Annotated in this window: 16 protein-coding genes and 2 tRNA genes; 9 read left to right on the plus strand and 9 right to left on the minus strand. The window is 41.4% G+C overall.

The annotated features are described in order from the left end of the window. Positions 1 to 165: 165 nt before the first annotated feature. Both IPL35_06055 and IPL35_06060 read left to right on the plus strand, forming a co-directional pair. Positions 166 to 2109 (plus strand): DNA primase, encoded by a 1944-nt coding sequence (locus IPL35_06055; GenBank protein ID MBK8442988.1) that lies wholly within the window; start codon positions 166 to 168, stop codon positions 2107 to 2109. A 506-nt stretch (positions 2110 to 2615) separates the two neighbouring features. Then, positions 2616 to 3377: a polysaccharide pyruvyl transferase family protein gene (locus tag IPL35_06060; protein MBK8442989.1), complete on the plus strand. Its 762-nt coding sequence runs from the start codon at positions 2616 to 2618 to the stop codon at positions 3375 to 3377. On the opposite strand, the gene IPL35_06065 is transcribed toward IPL35_06060, so the two are convergent. The 3 genes from IPL35_06065 to IPL35_06075 form a co-directional block, all read right to left on the minus strand. Then, the gene (locus IPL35_06065) at positions 3372 to 4382 is read right to left on the minus strand and encodes a flippase-like domain-containing protein (protein ID MBK8442990.1); all 1011 of its coding nucleotides are present in this window, start codon (positions 4380 to 4382) and stop codon (positions 3372 to 3374) included. The genes IPL35_06060 and IPL35_06065 overlap by 6 nt on opposite strands. Positions 4383 to 4554: 172 nt before the next feature. Continuing rightward, positions 4555 to 4764, minus strand: a complete 210-nt coding sequence (locus IPL35_06070; GenBank protein ID MBK8442991.1) for a DUF2892 domain-containing protein — start codon at positions 4762 to 4764, stop codon at positions 4555 to 4557. 367 nt (positions 4765 to 5131) lie between these two features. Then, the gene (locus tag IPL35_06075) at positions 5132 to 5776 is read right to left on the minus strand and encodes a hemolysin III family protein (protein ID MBK8442992.1); all 645 of its coding nucleotides are present in this window, start codon (positions 5774 to 5776) and stop codon (positions 5132 to 5134) included. A 460-nt stretch (positions 5777 to 6236) separates the two neighbouring features. Here IPL35_06075 and IPL35_06080 point away from each other — a divergent pair, with 460 nt between their 5' ends. The 3 genes from IPL35_06080 to IPL35_06090 all read left to right on the plus strand — a co-directional run bounded on the left by IPL35_06080 (position 6237) and on the right by IPL35_06090 (position 6971). Further along, positions 6237 to 6389 carry a hypothetical protein gene (locus IPL35_06080; protein MBK8442993.1) on the plus strand — a complete coding sequence of 51 codons (153 nt, stop codon included), beginning with the start codon at positions 6237 to 6239 and terminating at the stop codon, positions 6387 to 6389. A 112-nt stretch (positions 6390 to 6501) separates the two neighbouring features. Next, positions 6502 to 6804, plus strand: a complete 303-nt coding sequence (locus IPL35_06085) for a hypothetical protein (protein MBK8442994.1) — start codon at positions 6502 to 6504, stop codon at positions 6802 to 6804. After that, on the plus strand, positions 6774 to 6971 hold the full coding sequence (locus IPL35_06090) for a transposase (protein MBK8442995.1): 198 nt from the start codon (positions 6774 to 6776) through the stop codon (positions 6969 to 6971). The genes IPL35_06085 and IPL35_06090 overlap by 31 nt, the downstream gene beginning before the upstream one ends. A gap of 52 nt (positions 6972 to 7023) precedes the next feature. On the opposite strand, the gene IPL35_06095 is transcribed toward IPL35_06090, so the two are convergent. Then, positions 7024 to 7098, minus strand: a tRNA-Val gene (locus IPL35_06095). 75 nt (positions 7099 to 7173) lie between these two features. Further along, positions 7174 to 7248, minus strand: a tRNA-Val gene (locus IPL35_06100). A gap of 167 nt (positions 7249 to 7415) precedes the next feature. Here IPL35_06100 and IPL35_06105 point away from each other — a divergent pair. The 4 genes from IPL35_06105 to IPL35_06120 all read left to right on the plus strand — a co-directional run bounded on the left by IPL35_06105 (position 7416) and on the right by IPL35_06120 (position 10446). Continuing rightward, positions 7416 to 8285, plus strand: coding sequence for a hypothetical protein (locus tag IPL35_06105; protein ID MBK8442996.1), 870 nt, complete (start codon positions 7416 to 7418; stop codon positions 8283 to 8285). Positions 8286 to 8397: 112 nt separating this feature from the next. After that, on the plus strand, positions 8398 to 9198 hold the full coding sequence (locus tag IPL35_06110) for a class I SAM-dependent methyltransferase (protein MBK8442997.1): 801 nt from the start codon (positions 8398 to 8400) through the stop codon (positions 9196 to 9198). Between the two features lie 182 nt (positions 9199 to 9380). Next, positions 9381 to 9839: an SRPBCC domain-containing protein gene (locus tag IPL35_06115; GenBank protein ID MBK8442998.1), complete on the plus strand. Its 459-nt coding sequence runs from the start codon at positions 9381 to 9383 to the stop codon at positions 9837 to 9839. A gap of 202 nt (positions 9840 to 10041) precedes the next feature. Next, a complete protein-coding gene (locus tag IPL35_06120) occupies positions 10042 to 10446 on the plus strand; it encodes a lactoylglutathione lyase (GenBank protein MBK8442999.1) in 405 nt (134 codons plus the stop codon). A gap of 59 nt (positions 10447 to 10505) precedes the next feature. Here the strand turns inward: IPL35_06120 and IPL35_06125 are convergent, their stop codons facing one another. From IPL35_06125 to IPL35_06140, 4 genes are all read right to left on the minus strand, one after another. Continuing rightward, positions 10506 to 11201 (minus strand): response regulator transcription factor, encoded by a 696-nt coding sequence (locus tag IPL35_06125; protein ID MBK8443000.1) that lies wholly within the window; start codon positions 11199 to 11201, stop codon positions 10506 to 10508. A 65-nt stretch (positions 11202 to 11266) separates the two neighbouring features. Beyond that, positions 11267 to 12334, minus strand: coding sequence for a histidine kinase (locus tag IPL35_06130; protein MBK8443001.1), 1068 nt, complete (start codon positions 12332 to 12334; stop codon positions 11267 to 11269). Between the two features lie 98 nt (positions 12335 to 12432). After that, a complete protein-coding gene (locus IPL35_06135) occupies positions 12433 to 14775 on the minus strand; it encodes a TonB-dependent receptor (GenBank protein MBK8443002.1) in 2343 nt (780 codons plus the stop codon). Beyond that, positions 14756 to 15325 (minus strand): type 1 periplasmic binding fold superfamily protein, encoded by a 570-nt coding sequence (locus IPL35_06140; protein ID MBK8443003.1) that lies wholly within the window; start codon positions 15323 to 15325, stop codon positions 14756 to 14758. The genes IPL35_06135 and IPL35_06140 overlap by 20 nt, the downstream gene beginning before the upstream one ends. Between the last annotated feature and the right edge of the window lie 27 nt (positions 15326 to 15352).

A 15352-nucleotide genomic window follows, 5' to 3' on the forward strand; every position in this document is an offset into this window, starting at 1 on the left:
ACGTCTTATGATTACTCGCTACAAATTGAATTGCAAAAAAATAGGTTTACAATTTACAATTAATTGATTGTTTATTTTTTTATTTGGTAAAATTTTTGCAACTCAAATTGCGTTGAGTATTACTTCGCACTTTGGCATATTTTTTTGTTATTTTGAATTGATGATATGATAGCTCCCGATACAGTCGCCGCCATTCACGAAGCCGCCCGCATTGAAGAAGTGGTTGGCGATTTCGTGAGCCTCAGAAAACGGGGGGCTAACCTCTTGGGCTTGTGCCCTTTCCACAACGAGCGCACTCCTTCTTTTACGGTGTCGCCCGTCAAAAATCTTTTCAAATGCTTCGGCTGTGGCAAAGGCGGCAGTCCCGTACAATTTGTGATGGAACACGAGCGATTAGATTATCCCGCCGCTCTCCGCTATCTCGCACAACGCTACAATATCCCCATCGAAGAAAAGGAGGAAGACGAAGCCCTCCGCCAACGCCGCAATCTACTCGAAAGCCTCGCCCTTGTCAATCAGTTTGCACAGCAGTATTTCTCCGACCTCCTCCTCCAAAACCCCGAAGGGCAATCTGTTGGAGGCAGCTATTTTAAAGAACGTGGCTTTTTGCAAAGTACGCTCGAAAAGTTTCAACTTGGCTACAGCCTCGACAGCTTCGACGGTTTGCTCCAAGCCGCCACCCAAAAAGGCTACCAAAGCGACTACCTGCTGCAATTGGGACTACTAACCGAAAAAAACGGCAAACGCTTCGATTTTTTTCGCGCCCGCGTGATATTTCCTATCCACAACGCCGCCGGAAGAGTGGTGGCTTTTGCCGGACGCACCCTGCTCAACAACGACAAAACACAGCCTAAATACATCAATTCGCCAGAAACCGAACTTTACGTCAAAAGCAAAACGCTCTACGGCTTGCATCTGGCAAAAAAAGCCATTCAGCAGCACGATTTTTGTTTTTTGGTGGAAGGCTACACCGATGTAATTTCGCTGCATCAGGCAGGCATTGAAAATGTAGTAGCTTCGTCAGGTACTTCGCTCACCGAGGGGCAAATTCAACTCATCAAACGCTACACTACTCATATCACCGTGCTGTATGACGGTGATGCGGCGGGTATCAAAGCGGCTTTGCGCGGTTTGGATATGATTTTGGAGGCGGATATGAATGTAAAAATCGTTAATCTGCCGCCCACCGAAGACCCCGACTCTTGGGTACGACAAAAAGGGGCTGCCGGTTTTTTGGAATATGTGCAGCAAAATGCCAAAGATTTTATCTTCTACAAAGCTGCCCTGCTTGCCGCCGAAGCTGCCCACGACCCCGTCAAGCGCAGCGAACTCGTGCACAGCATCGTGGATTCCATAGCGCGTATTCCCGATGCTATCAAGCGCAGCGTGTATGTGCGCGAATGTGCTACACTCTTGCAAGTACCCGAAAGCCTGCTCATTGCCGAAAGCAATAAAATACGGCGGCAGCAGTTCAAAGCACAGGTGAGCGAACAGGATAAAGCAGCTGTGGATTATTTGATGCCCGCCACCGCACCGCCGCCCAAGCAAAATAACAATACCGCCACCACCGATGCTGTTGGCTTAGACCATTTAGAGCGCGAAGTATTGCGCCTTTTGCTGCGACACGGCTCAAAAGAAATAGAACCGGAAATTTTTGTAATTCCTTTTGTACTGCACGATTTGCAGGATTCCAAAATCACTTTTAAAAACGCGCTCTGCGCTCAGGTATTGCTTTTGTTTGAACAAGCCCTGCACGAAGACCGCTTGGAAGAAGCCCGTTTTTTTCAATATCACGAAAACAGTGACATAGCCGCCCTCGCCGCCGACCTTCTCAGCGAAAAATACCAATTGAGCCACAACTGGGAAAAAATGCACCAGATTTATGTAAAAAGTGAAGATGAGCGTTTTAAAGAAGAATTGCTCAATTTGCTCAATCGCTACAAAGTGCGCTATTTGTTGCAATGGCGCGATGAATTGGCACAAGCCCTCAAACAAGCACAAGAACAAAAAGACGAAACAGAAATGATGCGCTTGCTGATATTGCAAAATGAATGTTTGAAATTGCAAAAAAGTCTTTCGCAATACCTGAAAAGCGATACTTTGCGATAAAATACAGCTATATTATGTGCAATGTTTTACATCTTTTTTAAGAAAAAAATAAAAGCAGCTCAATGCGTAATGTTCAAAGTTAAACAATAGCGCATAATTTTGTACCCGTATATGAAAATCACCATCATTGGTTGGTATGGCACTGAAACCATCGGCGACCGCGCTATTTTAGCAGGAATCTTTTCGGCATTGCACACTGCTTACGGCTCTTTTGAAGTACAGTTGGGCAGTTTGTATCCCTTTTTCAGCGAGCGCACTTTAAGCGAAGATGCCGCATTGTATGCCGAAATGTGTGGCGGTGCTGCCGTTCCGGTGCGTTTATTCAATTCGCGCGAGAGCAAATCCTTAGATGCTGCCCTTGCTTGGTGCGATGTGCTGCTGATGGGCGGTGGTCCTTTGATGCACATTCACACCTTATTTATGGTGGAATATGCTTTTAAAAAAGCACGAAAAAACGGTAAAAAAACGGCAGTTTTGGGCTGTGGAATCGGACCTTTGGAGAAAAAATGCACCGTCAGGCGGTGTATCAGATTTTTAAGCACAGCGATGAAGTTGTACTGCGCGATGCGCTGTCGGCAGATTTTTTTCGCACCTTCGCCGATACTTCATCGCTGCCGCCCCTGCAAGTAGCCATAGACCCCGCCGTAGCTTGTTTGTTGGCATATCGCCACCGCCACACCGCCCATACTCCCGTCGCCGCCCCTTCGCCGTCTTTTGCCGCCATCAGCCTGCGAGCTTTCCCCAACGAATACGCGCGCGTGCAAGCCGCCGCCGTGCAGCAACGTTTGGAACAATTGCTGCAACAAATGTCGATATATTTTCCCGATTATATACTCCGCTTAGTGCCGATGCACTATTTTCATATTGGCAATGACGACCGCGATTTTTTAAATGAACTCCGTTTTAGCCTACAACTGCCGCAGGTGCAGGTGCAAAATGAAATTTTATCACTGGAGCAAACGATGCAGACTTTTATGCAGGCGAACCTCAATGTAGGTATGCGTTTTCATGCAGTGGTGTTCCAAACTTTGCTCAAAGGCAACAACTATATAGTGGATTATACCGACCCGCAAAAGGGAAAAATCAGTGGCTTTTTGCAGGAAATAGGTGCAGGTGCTTTTTATCAGTCGCGCTATATCAATTTACAAAGTACGGGAGCTGCCGCGAAAGAGTTGGATTTTTCTACGGCTCAACAAGTATATCGGGCAGATGACGTGCTTTTACGACAAAAAATTGCGCTGTTGAGTGCAGCTTTGCAAAAGTTATGAAGAAATAGTAGCAGGGAGGCGTTTTTTGTTGAAAAGTGGCAGCAATATCAAAGCAATAATACCGGCAATGATGATAAAAATGCTTTGCATTACCCACACTATCCAACCGAAAGCCAAACCTTTTTCGTAGGGTACTTGATACAGCACCATCAGCGATGCCACCAACAAAGGATAAGCACCGATGCCACCCGGCGTAAAAATAAAACCAAAAGTACCGAATGCCAATACACTCAGGGTTTCAAGAAGGCTCAGATGTTGGGTGCTTTCCATCGATTGCAGGGCGCAATAAATCATCATATAATACATTGCCCAGATAAAAAAACTATGAAAAACAAAAGCTCCCTGTTGTTTGATGCGGCGCACCGAAAAAATCCCCTCCCACATACGGTGTAGGAAATTTTTGAACTTTTCTACAAAATGAACGCGCGCCGCCAATATTTTGAGTGCTACAAAAAAAATGACAAATCCTGCCAAAACTGCCACCAACTGCCACCAACTGAATTTGCTGTAAACATTTTCCCATAAAAAAGACTTCGCAAAGTTGCCGATTTTGCCAAACAGCAACAATACCGACAATGCCGTAAGCAATGCCAGCAACAACAAATCTAAAATACGGTCGGTGAAAGTAGTGCCGAGTACTTTTTCAAAAGAAATTTTTTCGTAGCGACTCACCAAGCTGGTGCGGGTGGCTTCGCCCAAGCGCGGAAATGCCAGATTGACGAAATAAGCCACCAACAACGATAAAAAAGTATTATATAAATGTGGTTTGTGCGATACAGGCTCCAACAACATCTGCCAGCGCACCGAGCGACTCCAATTACTCAAAAAAACCGCGAATAAAGATAAAAACATCCAATAATAATTGACTTCTTTAAAAGAAGCCAGCATTTCTGCCCGTTTGTCGGGAGCAATATCTTTCACCGACCAGTAGGCGATGCCTAATCCTAACAGCAAAAACAATACAAATTTCCCGATATTTAACGCTTGTGTGCGTATTTTTTTCATTTTGGTTATTCAAAAATAATATCAAAAACTAATAAAGCTGTACTCAAAAGCATATTGATTTGTGCATTCAAAGAAATACGCACAAAAATACTGCTCATTGAAATTTGTACAATTTACAATAAGTGGTGTTTTTTAATATACACAAAGTATTACACAGGTAATCAACAATACACTAGGAATTTCTGTCTTTGAGCGTAGAAATACCGAATAGCGTATAAAGCGGACAAAAATTGAGAAAACTTGTCAGCAAAAAAATAATTGCCAATGCCAATAATACAATAGCCAAAGTACCGCTGATAGTGCCGGTATAATACAAGGCAGCAATTACAACAGCAACTAATATACGGACAGCCTTATCCGTAGTACCCATATTTTTTTTCATAATTTTTGAAAAAATATTTTTTATTAAAAGATACTCAGTATTATTGTATATGTGATACTTGCGATTATGCTTTATGCGCATCACATATCAGCGAATCTGTTTTTTTTTAATGATGTCCGCCACCTGAGTTGCCAACCCGACGACGCGGCTTGCTCAACCAACTCAAAGCAGTAATAACTGCTATAATACCTGCAACAAAAAGAGATAAAAAGAAAAATATCATAATAATAAAATTCTATATATATAATTTTTTAAGAGTATTTATCAAGCACAAAGTTACAATACTTATCCAAATTATAAAAAGAGTTTTTTTTAGAAAATCAGGAAGGATACAGCGTAAAAAATCAATCTGTCCGTCTTCTGCCCATCAAGCTATCAGTTGCACCGATTTCCAAACAGCAGCAAAATGAAAAATACCCGCAGCCAACACAAATACATGCCAAACTACATGCATAACGGGATATTTTTTATTGATGTAAAACAATACTCCTATGGTGTATAATATACCACCTATAGCGATGAGCCACAAAACCGAAGCGGGTATGACCTCTAAAAGGCTTTTGCCCAAAAATACTATTAACCACCCCATCAGCAAATAAAAAATAACCGATACATAGCCGTAGCGTATGGAGGCGTAGAGTTTGAAAAAAGTACCTCCTATCGCCAAAGCCCACTGTATTGCCAATACCGTATAGCCGGCGGCATCTGCTTTAAAAATCAATAAAAAAGGAGTATAGGTGCCGGCGATAAGATAAAAAATAGCAATATGGTCGAGTTTACGCCATAAAAATTTGGTGGGAACATGCGTAAAACTATGGTATAAAGTAGAGGTGGTAAATACTGCCAAAAAACTAATACCGTATATAATAATTCCCCAAAACGTAATACTCGGCACTTGCCACGCCGCCGACCACAACAAAGGCATCGCCGACAAAGCAAATATAATGCCTACACCGTGTGTAATTACGTTGGCTATTTCTACATTTTTAGGATAGGGCTGATGATGACGCATCTTTTTTTGTATCGCTTTTTATTTAGAAAGCAACAAGATAGTATTTTTTTTGAGGAAGTGTTGTGAAAAATACCATCAATGCCGATATAAGATATAATGATGTATTATACCATTAAAACAACTATTTGGCATAGTTATTATGGTATGGTAATTATGTCATTACCCATAGAACTTATCATAAAAGAGTCAGCAGATTACCTAAAACAGCTACATAAAAAGCCAAAAGGAAGGGCGTTTCTAAAATAAAGATGTTGATGAATATCCAAAGCGGTATCCACCACAATCATCTTCTTGCCATCAAGTCAGGGGCTTCTGTGCGTTCGATAAACAGGTGGAAATCTACTTACCAATCGCAAGGACTTGATGGATTGCTCAGGGACAATAGAGGTGGTGATTTCGTAGCCAACTCGAGACAGCAGACAAGGAGCGGATCGCAAAGCTAAAAGATCCCAAGAATGGGTTGCGCAGCTACAAAGAAGCACAGCAGTGGCTGAAGTCGGAGTTGGGTATTGAAAAACAATACAATACGGTAAGGATGTATCTGAAGCGAAACTTTGGCACAAAACTCAAGGTGGGTAGAAAAGCCATATCAAAAGGACGAAGCGGCGGTTGATACTTTTAAAAAACTTATCAAACACGCTAGAAGGCATTAAAATAAGGAGTTTCGTCTTTCAGGCTGCCAGTGTATAAATATTTATGTTGCTGACGAAAGCAGGGTCGGGTTATTGCCCAATATAAGACGATGCCTTACCGCAAAGGGCGTAAAACCCATCGTAGCTTACCAACATCGCTTCCAAAACTTCTATCTCTTTGGTGCCTATTCCCCCATCAACGGAGACAATCTTACCTTAGAAATGCCTTACTGTAATACGGTCTGCTTTCAAATATTTATAGATAAACTCTCCGTACAAAAGCCTGAAGAATTCAAGATAATTCTACTTGACAATGGTGCTTTTCACCACAGCCGACAATTGGTAATTCCTAAAATATTCATCTGTTGTTTATTCCTCCTTACTCTCCCGAATTAAACCCCGCAGAGATGATATGGCGATTCATCAAGGGCAAAACTGCTAACATTATTTGCAAAGATCTGGAAGAACTCTCCGCCAAAGTCACTGATATTATCAACGATATGAGTAACGTTATCATTCAATCCATTACAGGTTGGAAACTTTTTACAAACTGTGCCTTTTAGATGTTTATTTGGTATTACAGCAACTGTCGGCTTTTGCGCGGTGCAGTGAATGTGGAACCTATTGGATTCGAACCAATGACCCCTACCCTGTCAAGGTAGTGCTCTAAACCAACTGAGCTAAGATTCCGTCATTTTCGCTATGCGATTAAAACATAAAAAAAGTGCTTACCGAGTTGATCGATAAGCACTTTTATCAAGAAGGTGGGCGCACACGGATTCGAACCGCGGACCCTCTGCTTGTAAGGCAGATGCTCTGAACCAGCTGAGCTATGCGCCCCTTGTGCCGAAAAGCGAGTGCAAATATACGGACGTTTTCTTATCCTGCAAATTTTTTTTAAAAAAAGTTTAAAAAAATTTTTTCACTTGTTTCTATTCAAGCTTTTATCCTTATTTTGTAGCGATAATTTTATTTATTCTTTGAAAGAAAATCTTTTTCATTTTTTTATGAATTTACAGATATACCGTTTTTTGGGAAAAATATGCTGTATGGCAGGGTGGCTTTGCAGCTTGTATGCTGATGCCGGCAACGACCAACTCACTGTAGGTGCTAAACAAGCTGCTATGGGTTATATCCGTTTGCACCAAAGCGATGCCTTTGCTACTTTTAATAATCCGGCGGCTTTGGGCAGTTTGCAGCAATTCGGAATGGCAGCTTATGTAGAAAACCGCTTTCTGCTGCCCGAACTCAACCGCTATGCAGTGGCGGCATCTTTTGGTACGCGCTCCGGCACTTTCGGCGCGGGGGCGGTGCGCTTCGGCAGCGATTTTTATAACGAAACCCACCTCGCTCTCGCTTATGGCAGGGCTTTGAGCCAAAATTTGTGGATAGGGGCTGATTTTGATGTACTTTCTATTCAAGCCGATGAATACGCCGGAAAAACGGCTTTTACTTTTGGCGTGGGCGCACAATATCGTTTGAACGACCAACTGCAAGCGGCGGCGCATTTATTTAATCCATTGAACATTCAACTCAGCAATACCGACAATGATGTACTGGCAGGAGCACTGAGCATTGCGCTGTCGTATTCGCCTTCGGAAAGGGTGCTTTTTGTGATAGAAAGCGAAAAAATGTTGGATAAAACACTTGCCATCAAAGGCGGCGTTGATTATACTTTGCTCAAATCCTTGTCGTTGCGGGCGGGCTTTGTTAATAAGCCGTCTTTGTTTACCTGCGGCTTGGGCTGGCACTTGGGCAATATTGATGTAGATTTCGCTTACAGCTATCACCCCGTTTTGGGACATTCGCCGCAGGTGGGAGTTCGTTATCAGCGAACCGCCGCCGCCACAGCAGCAGAAACGCCGACAGTGCCGTAGAGCGAAAATAAAACTCCGATCGGCATCAACAACAAATTTAAAAAACAGAATCAGCATTACCATTCTTTTCCGAGTTGTATGTTACACCCCTCTCTTTTACACCAATCAGTCTATGAAATCAAAGGTTAAATATATATTTCAACTTACAAACACATTAAAAATTTTAGACCAAATTCTTTTTATAAAAGCAAAATGGACTAACAGAGCTAAAAATCAAAAGTTTAAAAATGACCACTCCTCTTTTAAATTTCCTCCTGATTATTTTTTATATGAAACTTACAAACTTGATTATAAACAATATAAAGAAGATGGCTATGTAAGTGCCAAAGAAGTATATGAGTGGACAAAAGACTACTTGCCTCATAATGCTTCGGTATTAGAGTGGGGTTGTGGAGTTGCAAGAATAGTTCGTCACTTAAAAACTATAAGCAACTCCAATTTTAAGATATTTGCCTGTGACATCAACAATGAAATGATTGTGTGGAATAAAAATAATATTGACGATGTTGAATTCAAAACGATTGAATACGAACCTCCAACCGATTATGTAAAAAACACTTTTGACTTAGTTTATGGCTTGTCTGTTTTCACCCATATTGAAGGGAGCAAACAAAAAGACTGGATAACCGAAATCTCACGCATTCTAAAACCCAAAGGCATTTTTTTATTTACAACACACGGCACAAATTATTTTGACAAATTATCAGACGCACAAATGTCAGAGTTAAACCTCAATGGATTTTATACGACAACGTTTGGTCAAAAAGGACATAGAATGATGACAACTTATAATGATTGCAAAAAATTTAAAGAATTATTGGAAAATGAATTTGAAGTGGTTGAATTTTTTGAAGGAAAAAATTTTAAAGAAAAATTCGGTGGACAGGATTTGTGGATTGTTAAAAAAAAATGAAAGCAGCCATACGATCATTTACAAAAAATTAAATTATTAGAAGTATCAGACAAACAAACCTTGCAAATTGCTTGCTCAGACAATTTATAAAAAATTGACGGTGGGCGAATTATCAACAGCTAAAAGAGATGAAAAATATTCTAAGAGGGTTAAATAAAAAAAATCAAATAATCTCAAAAATGATGAATAAAATACAATTCAAAGTGAGTATTAACGCTCCCGCTAATAAAGTCTATGATACAATGCTGGGTATTGGCAATAAACTAACTTATCAGCAATGGACTGCCTTGTTCAATCCGACATCTACCTATGAAGGAAATTGGGGGAAAGGCAGCAAAATGCAGTTTATAGGAACTGACGAACAGGGGGAAAAAGGTGGTATGCTTTCAGAGATAGTTGAAAATATTCCCCATCGTTTTGTTTCAATTCGGCATTATGGGCTTTTAAAAGCAGATGAGGAAATCACAGAAGGACCGGAAGTAGAAAAATGGGCTAATGGATTTGAAAATTATACTTTTGAAGAAAATAACGGGATTACTACTGTTATTGTTGATTTAGACACTACAGAGGATTTTTTAGATTATATGAACCAAACCTACCCAAAAGCCCTCGAAAAATTGAAAGAAATATGTGAAAAATAAAATAAATTTTGCAGTGGGTGATTGGTAAAAACAAAAGTTTTGGAAAAAAACAATTTTGTTTTAGAGGGCAAATTTGAAGGAGTTTTAGTTAAAGATGGTATTTTATTAGACGAATTAATTTATGCAATCAGACGAAAAAACTGGAAGAAGGAAGCGGCAGAGTAGTAGAAGATATTGATTATACTCTAACTTGAAATTCAATATGAAACATATTCAACTAATAGAAACTATTCTTTATGTAAACGACCAAAAAGCAAGTACGGAATTTTATTCAAAATTGCTTCGACAAGCACCTGATTTATTCGTACCCGGTATGACAGAATTTCAACTTGCTCCAAATTGTAAATTAGGACTAATGCCTAATCATGGAATTGCCAAAATACTTTCAAATAAAATGCCACACCCGAAACAAGGAAACGGAATACCGAGATGTGAACTTTATTTTTATGTTGAAAATATAGCGTTTGAATTTGAAAATGCCACCAAAATTGGAGGAAAACTGATAAGTCCCATAGAAAATAGAAATTGGGGCGACAGAGTTTGTTATTTTGCAGATATTGATGGACATATTGTCGCGTTTGCCGAAAAACAAAGCAATGATTTATAACAACAAACAAGGGTTTCGCGGCAGGTGAGCAAAAATGACAAGTATTATTACATCATTACTTACCGCCCAAATACCGCATAAAACTCCTGCTCGTAGTTAGCTCCGATAGGCACTTCCATTGCTCCTAAATGAATGACTTTGTTGCGTACCTGCTCTATTTTGGAAAGCGGCACGATAAAAGAGCGATGAACGCGCACAAAATGAGCAGCAGGGAGTTTTTCGGCAATAGATTTCAGGTTCATGCGCGTGAGTACGGGCTTTTTTTGCCCCGATAAATGAATTTTCACATAATCATCAAAACCTTCAATACAAATAATATCCTGCAAAGCAATTTTTAACAAACTGTATTCGGCGCGTACATACAAAAAAGCACTTTCCTGCTGCTTACCTCTCATGTATTGGTGATAATCAGCGGCTTTTTGCACCGCCTGACGAAATCGCTCGAATGTAAAAGGTTTCAGCAAATAATCTATGGCGTTCAAATTAAATCCTTCAATAGCGTAATGGCTGTATGCCGTACTGAATATGAGCATATAATCATCTCTTTTCAGCGATTTAAAAAAATCTATTCCGTTTACATCAGGCATTTGAATATCCAAAAACAATAAATCTACCGGATAATTGTGTAGGTAGCGCGTGGCTTCTGCCGGATTGGTAAATGTTTTTTTCATATCCAAAAAATCTACCTGCTCGGCAAAAGTTTGTAAAATTTCCAAAGCCAAAGGCTCATCATCTAAAGCAATACAATTCAACATAAAAGTATCGGGGCAATGCGTCTGTAAAAAAAAGAATGGTAAAATACAAAAATAGCAATCATTGGCTACGACAAATTCAATTCCAAAAGCACCTGATAATGCGTGGCAGTTTCTATGAGTGCAAGACGGTGTTTTTGAGGATAAAAATACTCCAGACGCTTTTGTGTGTTGTCAATGCCCACGCCGGAACTACTGCTTTCCTTATTATTATTATTGGTTTGTCGCTGAAAAATTTGGTTCTTTACCTCCAAAAATAATTGCTGTGTCGGCTCTATGCGAAGATGAATGACAATTTCGCAGGGTTCGGTGGTACTGATACCGTATTTAAAGGCGTTTTCTATAAACGAAATCAACAACATCGGCGCAATTTGCTTGCCGAGCGGGTCGCCTTCTACGGCATATTGCAACTGCACCGTAGGAGCTAAACGCAATTGCTGTATGGCGATATAATTGTTGAGATAAGCTATTTCTTTTTCCAGCGATACGCGATTGCTGTCGGCTTCTGTGGTCACATAGCGCATCATCTCCGACAATTGCACGATCGCCTCCGATGTTTTTTCGGACTTTTTGATACTCAGCAGATAAATGCTGTTGAGGGCATTGAACAAAAAATGCGGATTGATTTGTGCTTTGAGCAAAGACAATTCAGTGACGAGTTGGGTGCGGCGTACTGCTTCGTAGCGTTCCGTGAGCTGCCGCGAATAGGATACAAACAAAGCCACAAAAAACAGAAAAATATTTACCGGCGGTTTAATGAAATAAGGTGGTATGCGGTCTTGTTTCAGCAGGTTGATGCCCTCTTTAAACTGCGGCGGGTGCGGTGGGTGTGGCATTATTATTTTATGCAATAAAAAAACTACTGCCGCCAACAACAAAATTCCTACTGCATATTGCCAGTAACGTGCCTTAAAAAAAAATCGAGGCAACAAAACGGAGCTATGCACATAATACACCAATATAATAATCAATATCCTGAATATCAATAAATTATACACCAAGTGCTGCAAAGGTGCGCCTTCCATTTTCCAAGCCAATGCCACATGCACAAATACCATCGGTATAATGACCAAAATGCTCCACAACAGCAGAGTTTGCCACATACCGGAAAAACGTTTAAAGGTAAAAGTTTCCATATATCATACCGCAAAAATAAAAGTAAGCACTGATAATGGGCATAAGATATAGGCAGAGCCGTCTATTGTGTCGGCAAAAAAATTATATCTGTCTTTTTTTACCACTTATAAGCCACCCGCAGCATCACATTTATTCCCTTTTCATCGCAAAAATAACGGAGGCGGTTGAGATAATCGCGGTAGCGGGCGTTGAGGAGGTTTTCTGTTTGTAAAGATACTTTTATCAAATGTTTTTTCCATTCAAAATCGCTGCCGCCGCCCACGCCCAAAAGCCAATAGCTCGAAGGTGATGCTAAAAAATCTTGCTGAGGCTGCAAATGTTTTTGTTCTGCCACATAGCGGCTTTGTATTTGTATAAATGTTTGTCGTTGGCGGTTTTTGGCAGATGAAGGCGTATAAGTGCAGGTAAAATGAAAATTGGCAGGCGGCATATACGGCAAAGGCAAAGATTGTGATACATCATCGCCGCGAACAAAGGCATATTTTGCCTGAAATTTCAAACCAGAAAACCACTCATACGAAAGCACCGCATCAGTGCCATAGAGCCGCGCCTGTGTTTGCTCATACACATACAAGGGAAATGCGCCGCGTATCGTGAGCCGAAATTCATTCTGCGCCTGTAAATAAATGTAGTTGCTGATGTGCTGATAATAAGCAGTTGCCTGTATAAATAATTTATTATTCAAAAAAAACTCCGCCGCCACAATACCTTTCAGCGAAGTTTCCTGCAACAAATTGGGGTTGCCCTCTTCAATGCCGCTTACGCCCTGATGCAATCCGGCACTATACAGCTCGTTGATGTCGGGAGCCCGACTCGCCCACCCTACATTCGCCGACCACTTAAAGCGCGTGTCGGGCGCATAGCGCATACCCGCCGAAGCCTGAAAATGATGAAAATAATGAGGTCGCCGTTCAATTCTGTACGGCACTATGGGCACTATGCGTACTACATCAAAATACTTAAAATCGTAGCGCACACCGCCTTCCCACAACCAATCTTCGCTTTCGCGCTGCAATACGCTGTATATACCACTTTGATAAGACAAATAGTCGGGTATCAAAGGCAAAATATCGGTTTCGGGATTGTTGGTATTATCAACGATATTGAGTTGCACGCCGCTTTTCCACCACCATTTTTCGCTCAGGCTTCGCTGATAAGAAACCCCTGCAAAATGGGTTTGCTGTAATAAACTCAATGCCGGAATATCGCTTCTGCCGCCGCGCCGCACATCAAATTCCCTCCTCCGGTTGATTTGTGTGCTGTATTGCAATTTTAAAGTATTCTTGTCATTAAAAATTCGCTTGCTTTCTATTTTCCACAAATGATGCTGCACACTTTGGCGCGGCGATTCCAATTGATAAGAGAAAGAAGATTCTGTAAAAAAAGGTATATCTCGGTGAATTGCCGTTTCCAAATCGCTGATATTTCCGATATGCGAACCGCGCAAAATGCCCAAATTGGTATTAAAAAGGCTGTAATAAAAAGTGCTGTTCCAATATTTGAACAAATTTTTCTCCAACTGAACGGAAAAATCAGCTTCGCGTTTGCCGGTATTATTCAGCCAATAATCCGGCGCACGGGCATCTCCTTGTATTTTCAAAGTACCGCCCACCCGCCACGCTGCCCATTTGGTTTGTTGCTCCATATCGGTATGCAGCGTATGCGCCCAGGCATTGCTTTCGGCGATATAGTTGAGTTTTCCGTGCAAATGCGGGTCGGCGGCGATGGGGTCGCGCTCTACCAATACCACGCCGCCTAAAGTGTTGCCGCCATACTCTACGACAGCTGCTCCTTTTACTACGGCTACATGTTCGGCGGCAAAAGGGTCTATTTCAGGAGCGTGGTCGTTGCCCCATTGTTGTCCGCTTTGCACAATACCGTTGTTCAATATACTCACCCGATTGCCGTATAAACCGTGAATGACAGGTTTTGAAATACCGCTTCCATTGCGGAGTACGCTAACACCTGCTATATTTTCGAGTACATCTGCGAGGTTTTTATTTCCCTGCTGCCGTATTTCTTCCTGCTGCAAACTATGGCTGATGTGTGCGGCGTGCTGGCTTTTGCTGCCGTGAATGACAACTTCGTCCACCAACTCGCTGTGGTGCTGCAAAGTGATGTTGAAAACAGTGTCTTTTTTTAATTCAAAAAAATACTCCACCGCTTCGCAACCGATGTGGTTGATGTGCAGATGATAAGCTCCCTCACATAAATTTTTCAACTGAAAAAATCCGTTTTCGTCTGCCATTATGCTGCGAGCCGCTTCTACCGCCTGCACTTGCGCAAAAGGCAAAGCAAGTCCACTGCCCTCATCGCTGATGCTGCCGGACAGGGTAAAATTGCAATTATCTTGGGCAGAAGCAACCGTACAGCAACTTATTGCCACACATACAACCCTTAAAAAAAGTGTATATAAATTATTATTGGATATAGACATCAAAAGTAACAGAAATATCGGTTTCACCTCCGGCATTGGCAGGGTTGCCCGCCGCTACACCAGTGGCGTATTTGTCGGGTTCGTGGCGCAACACAATAGTGAGTGTTCCGTTTGAAACAGCACCGCTTTGCAGTTTTGTAGCGACACCTACGGGTTTACCGTCTGCATCGGTATCGTTATACTGAACAACCGCTTGCAACGTGGCAGACGGAGTATAAAAAAATTGGTGTACTCCGGCTTCGGCGAGTACTTCGGCACTGATGTCGGTGGCAGGTGTGTTTTGGTCGTTGCGCAGTTGCAAAGTACCCGAATACAGAGTATTGGCAGCCAGCGTATCGCTAATAATAACAGGGGCAGCACCGCCATCGCCATCTGTATCTTTAAAACTAAACACCACAGCCTCGCTGCTATCGGTAGGAGTAAGCGTATAAATCAGTGTAGTTATTAATTCTTCTTCGTTGGGAATAATAGGATCATCTTTTTTACAAGATGTATTGGCAACAGAAATAAATAACAGAAAAGTACAAAAAAGAAAAAACTTATTATTCATCATACTGCAAATAAATTAATTAAGGTGTAA

This window comes from Sphingobacteriales bacterium, assembly GCA_016711285.1.
In the GTDB taxonomy this organism is placed as follows: Bacteria; Bacteroidota; Bacteroidia; order Chitinophagales; family UBA2359; genus JADJTG01.

Excerpts from the sequence above, each read along its gene's own strand:
- IPL35_06075 (MBK8442992.1), bottom strand. The coding sequence starts at position 5,776 with ATGCGTCATCATCAGCCCTATCCTAAAAATGTAGAAATAGCCAACGTA.
- IPL35_06115 (MBK8442998.1), top strand. The coding sequence starts at position 9,381 with ATGAATAAAATACAATTCAAAGTGAGTATTAACGCTCCCGCTAATAAA.
- IPL35_06055 (MBK8442988.1), top strand. The coding sequence starts at position 166 with ATGATAGCTCCCGATACAGTCGCCGCCATTCACGAAGCCGCCCGCATT.
- IPL35_06130 (MBK8443001.1), bottom strand. The coding sequence starts at position 12,334 with ATGGAAACTTTTACCTTTAAACGTTTTTCCGGTATGTGGCAAACTCTG.
- IPL35_06110 (MBK8442997.1), top strand. The coding sequence starts at position 8,398 with ATGAAATCAAAGGTTAAATATATATTTCAACTTACAAACACATTAAAA.
- IPL35_06065 (MBK8442990.1), bottom strand. The coding sequence starts at position 4,382 with ATGAAAAAAATACGCACACAAGCGTTAAATATCGGGAAATTTGTATTG.
- IPL35_06105 (MBK8442996.1), top strand. The coding sequence starts at position 7,416 with ATGAATTTACAGATATACCGTTTTTTGGGAAAAATATGCTGTATGGCA.
- IPL35_06140 (MBK8443003.1), bottom strand. The coding sequence starts at position 15,325 with ATGATGAATAATAAGTTTTTTCTTTTTTGTACTTTTCTGTTATTTATT.
- IPL35_06120 (MBK8442999.1), top strand. The coding sequence starts at position 10,042 with ATGAAACATATTCAACTAATAGAAACTATTCTTTATGTAAACGACCAA.
- IPL35_06125 (MBK8443000.1), bottom strand. The coding sequence starts at position 11,201 with ATGTTGAATTGTATTGCTTTAGATGATGAGCCTTTGGCTTTGGAAATT.
- IPL35_06070 (MBK8442991.1), bottom strand. The coding sequence starts at position 4,764 with ATGAAAAAAAATATGGGTACTACGGATAAGGCTGTCCGTATATTAGTT.
- IPL35_06060 (MBK8442989.1), top strand. The coding sequence starts at position 2,616 with ATGCACCGTCAGGCGGTGTATCAGATTTTTAAGCACAGCGATGAAGTT.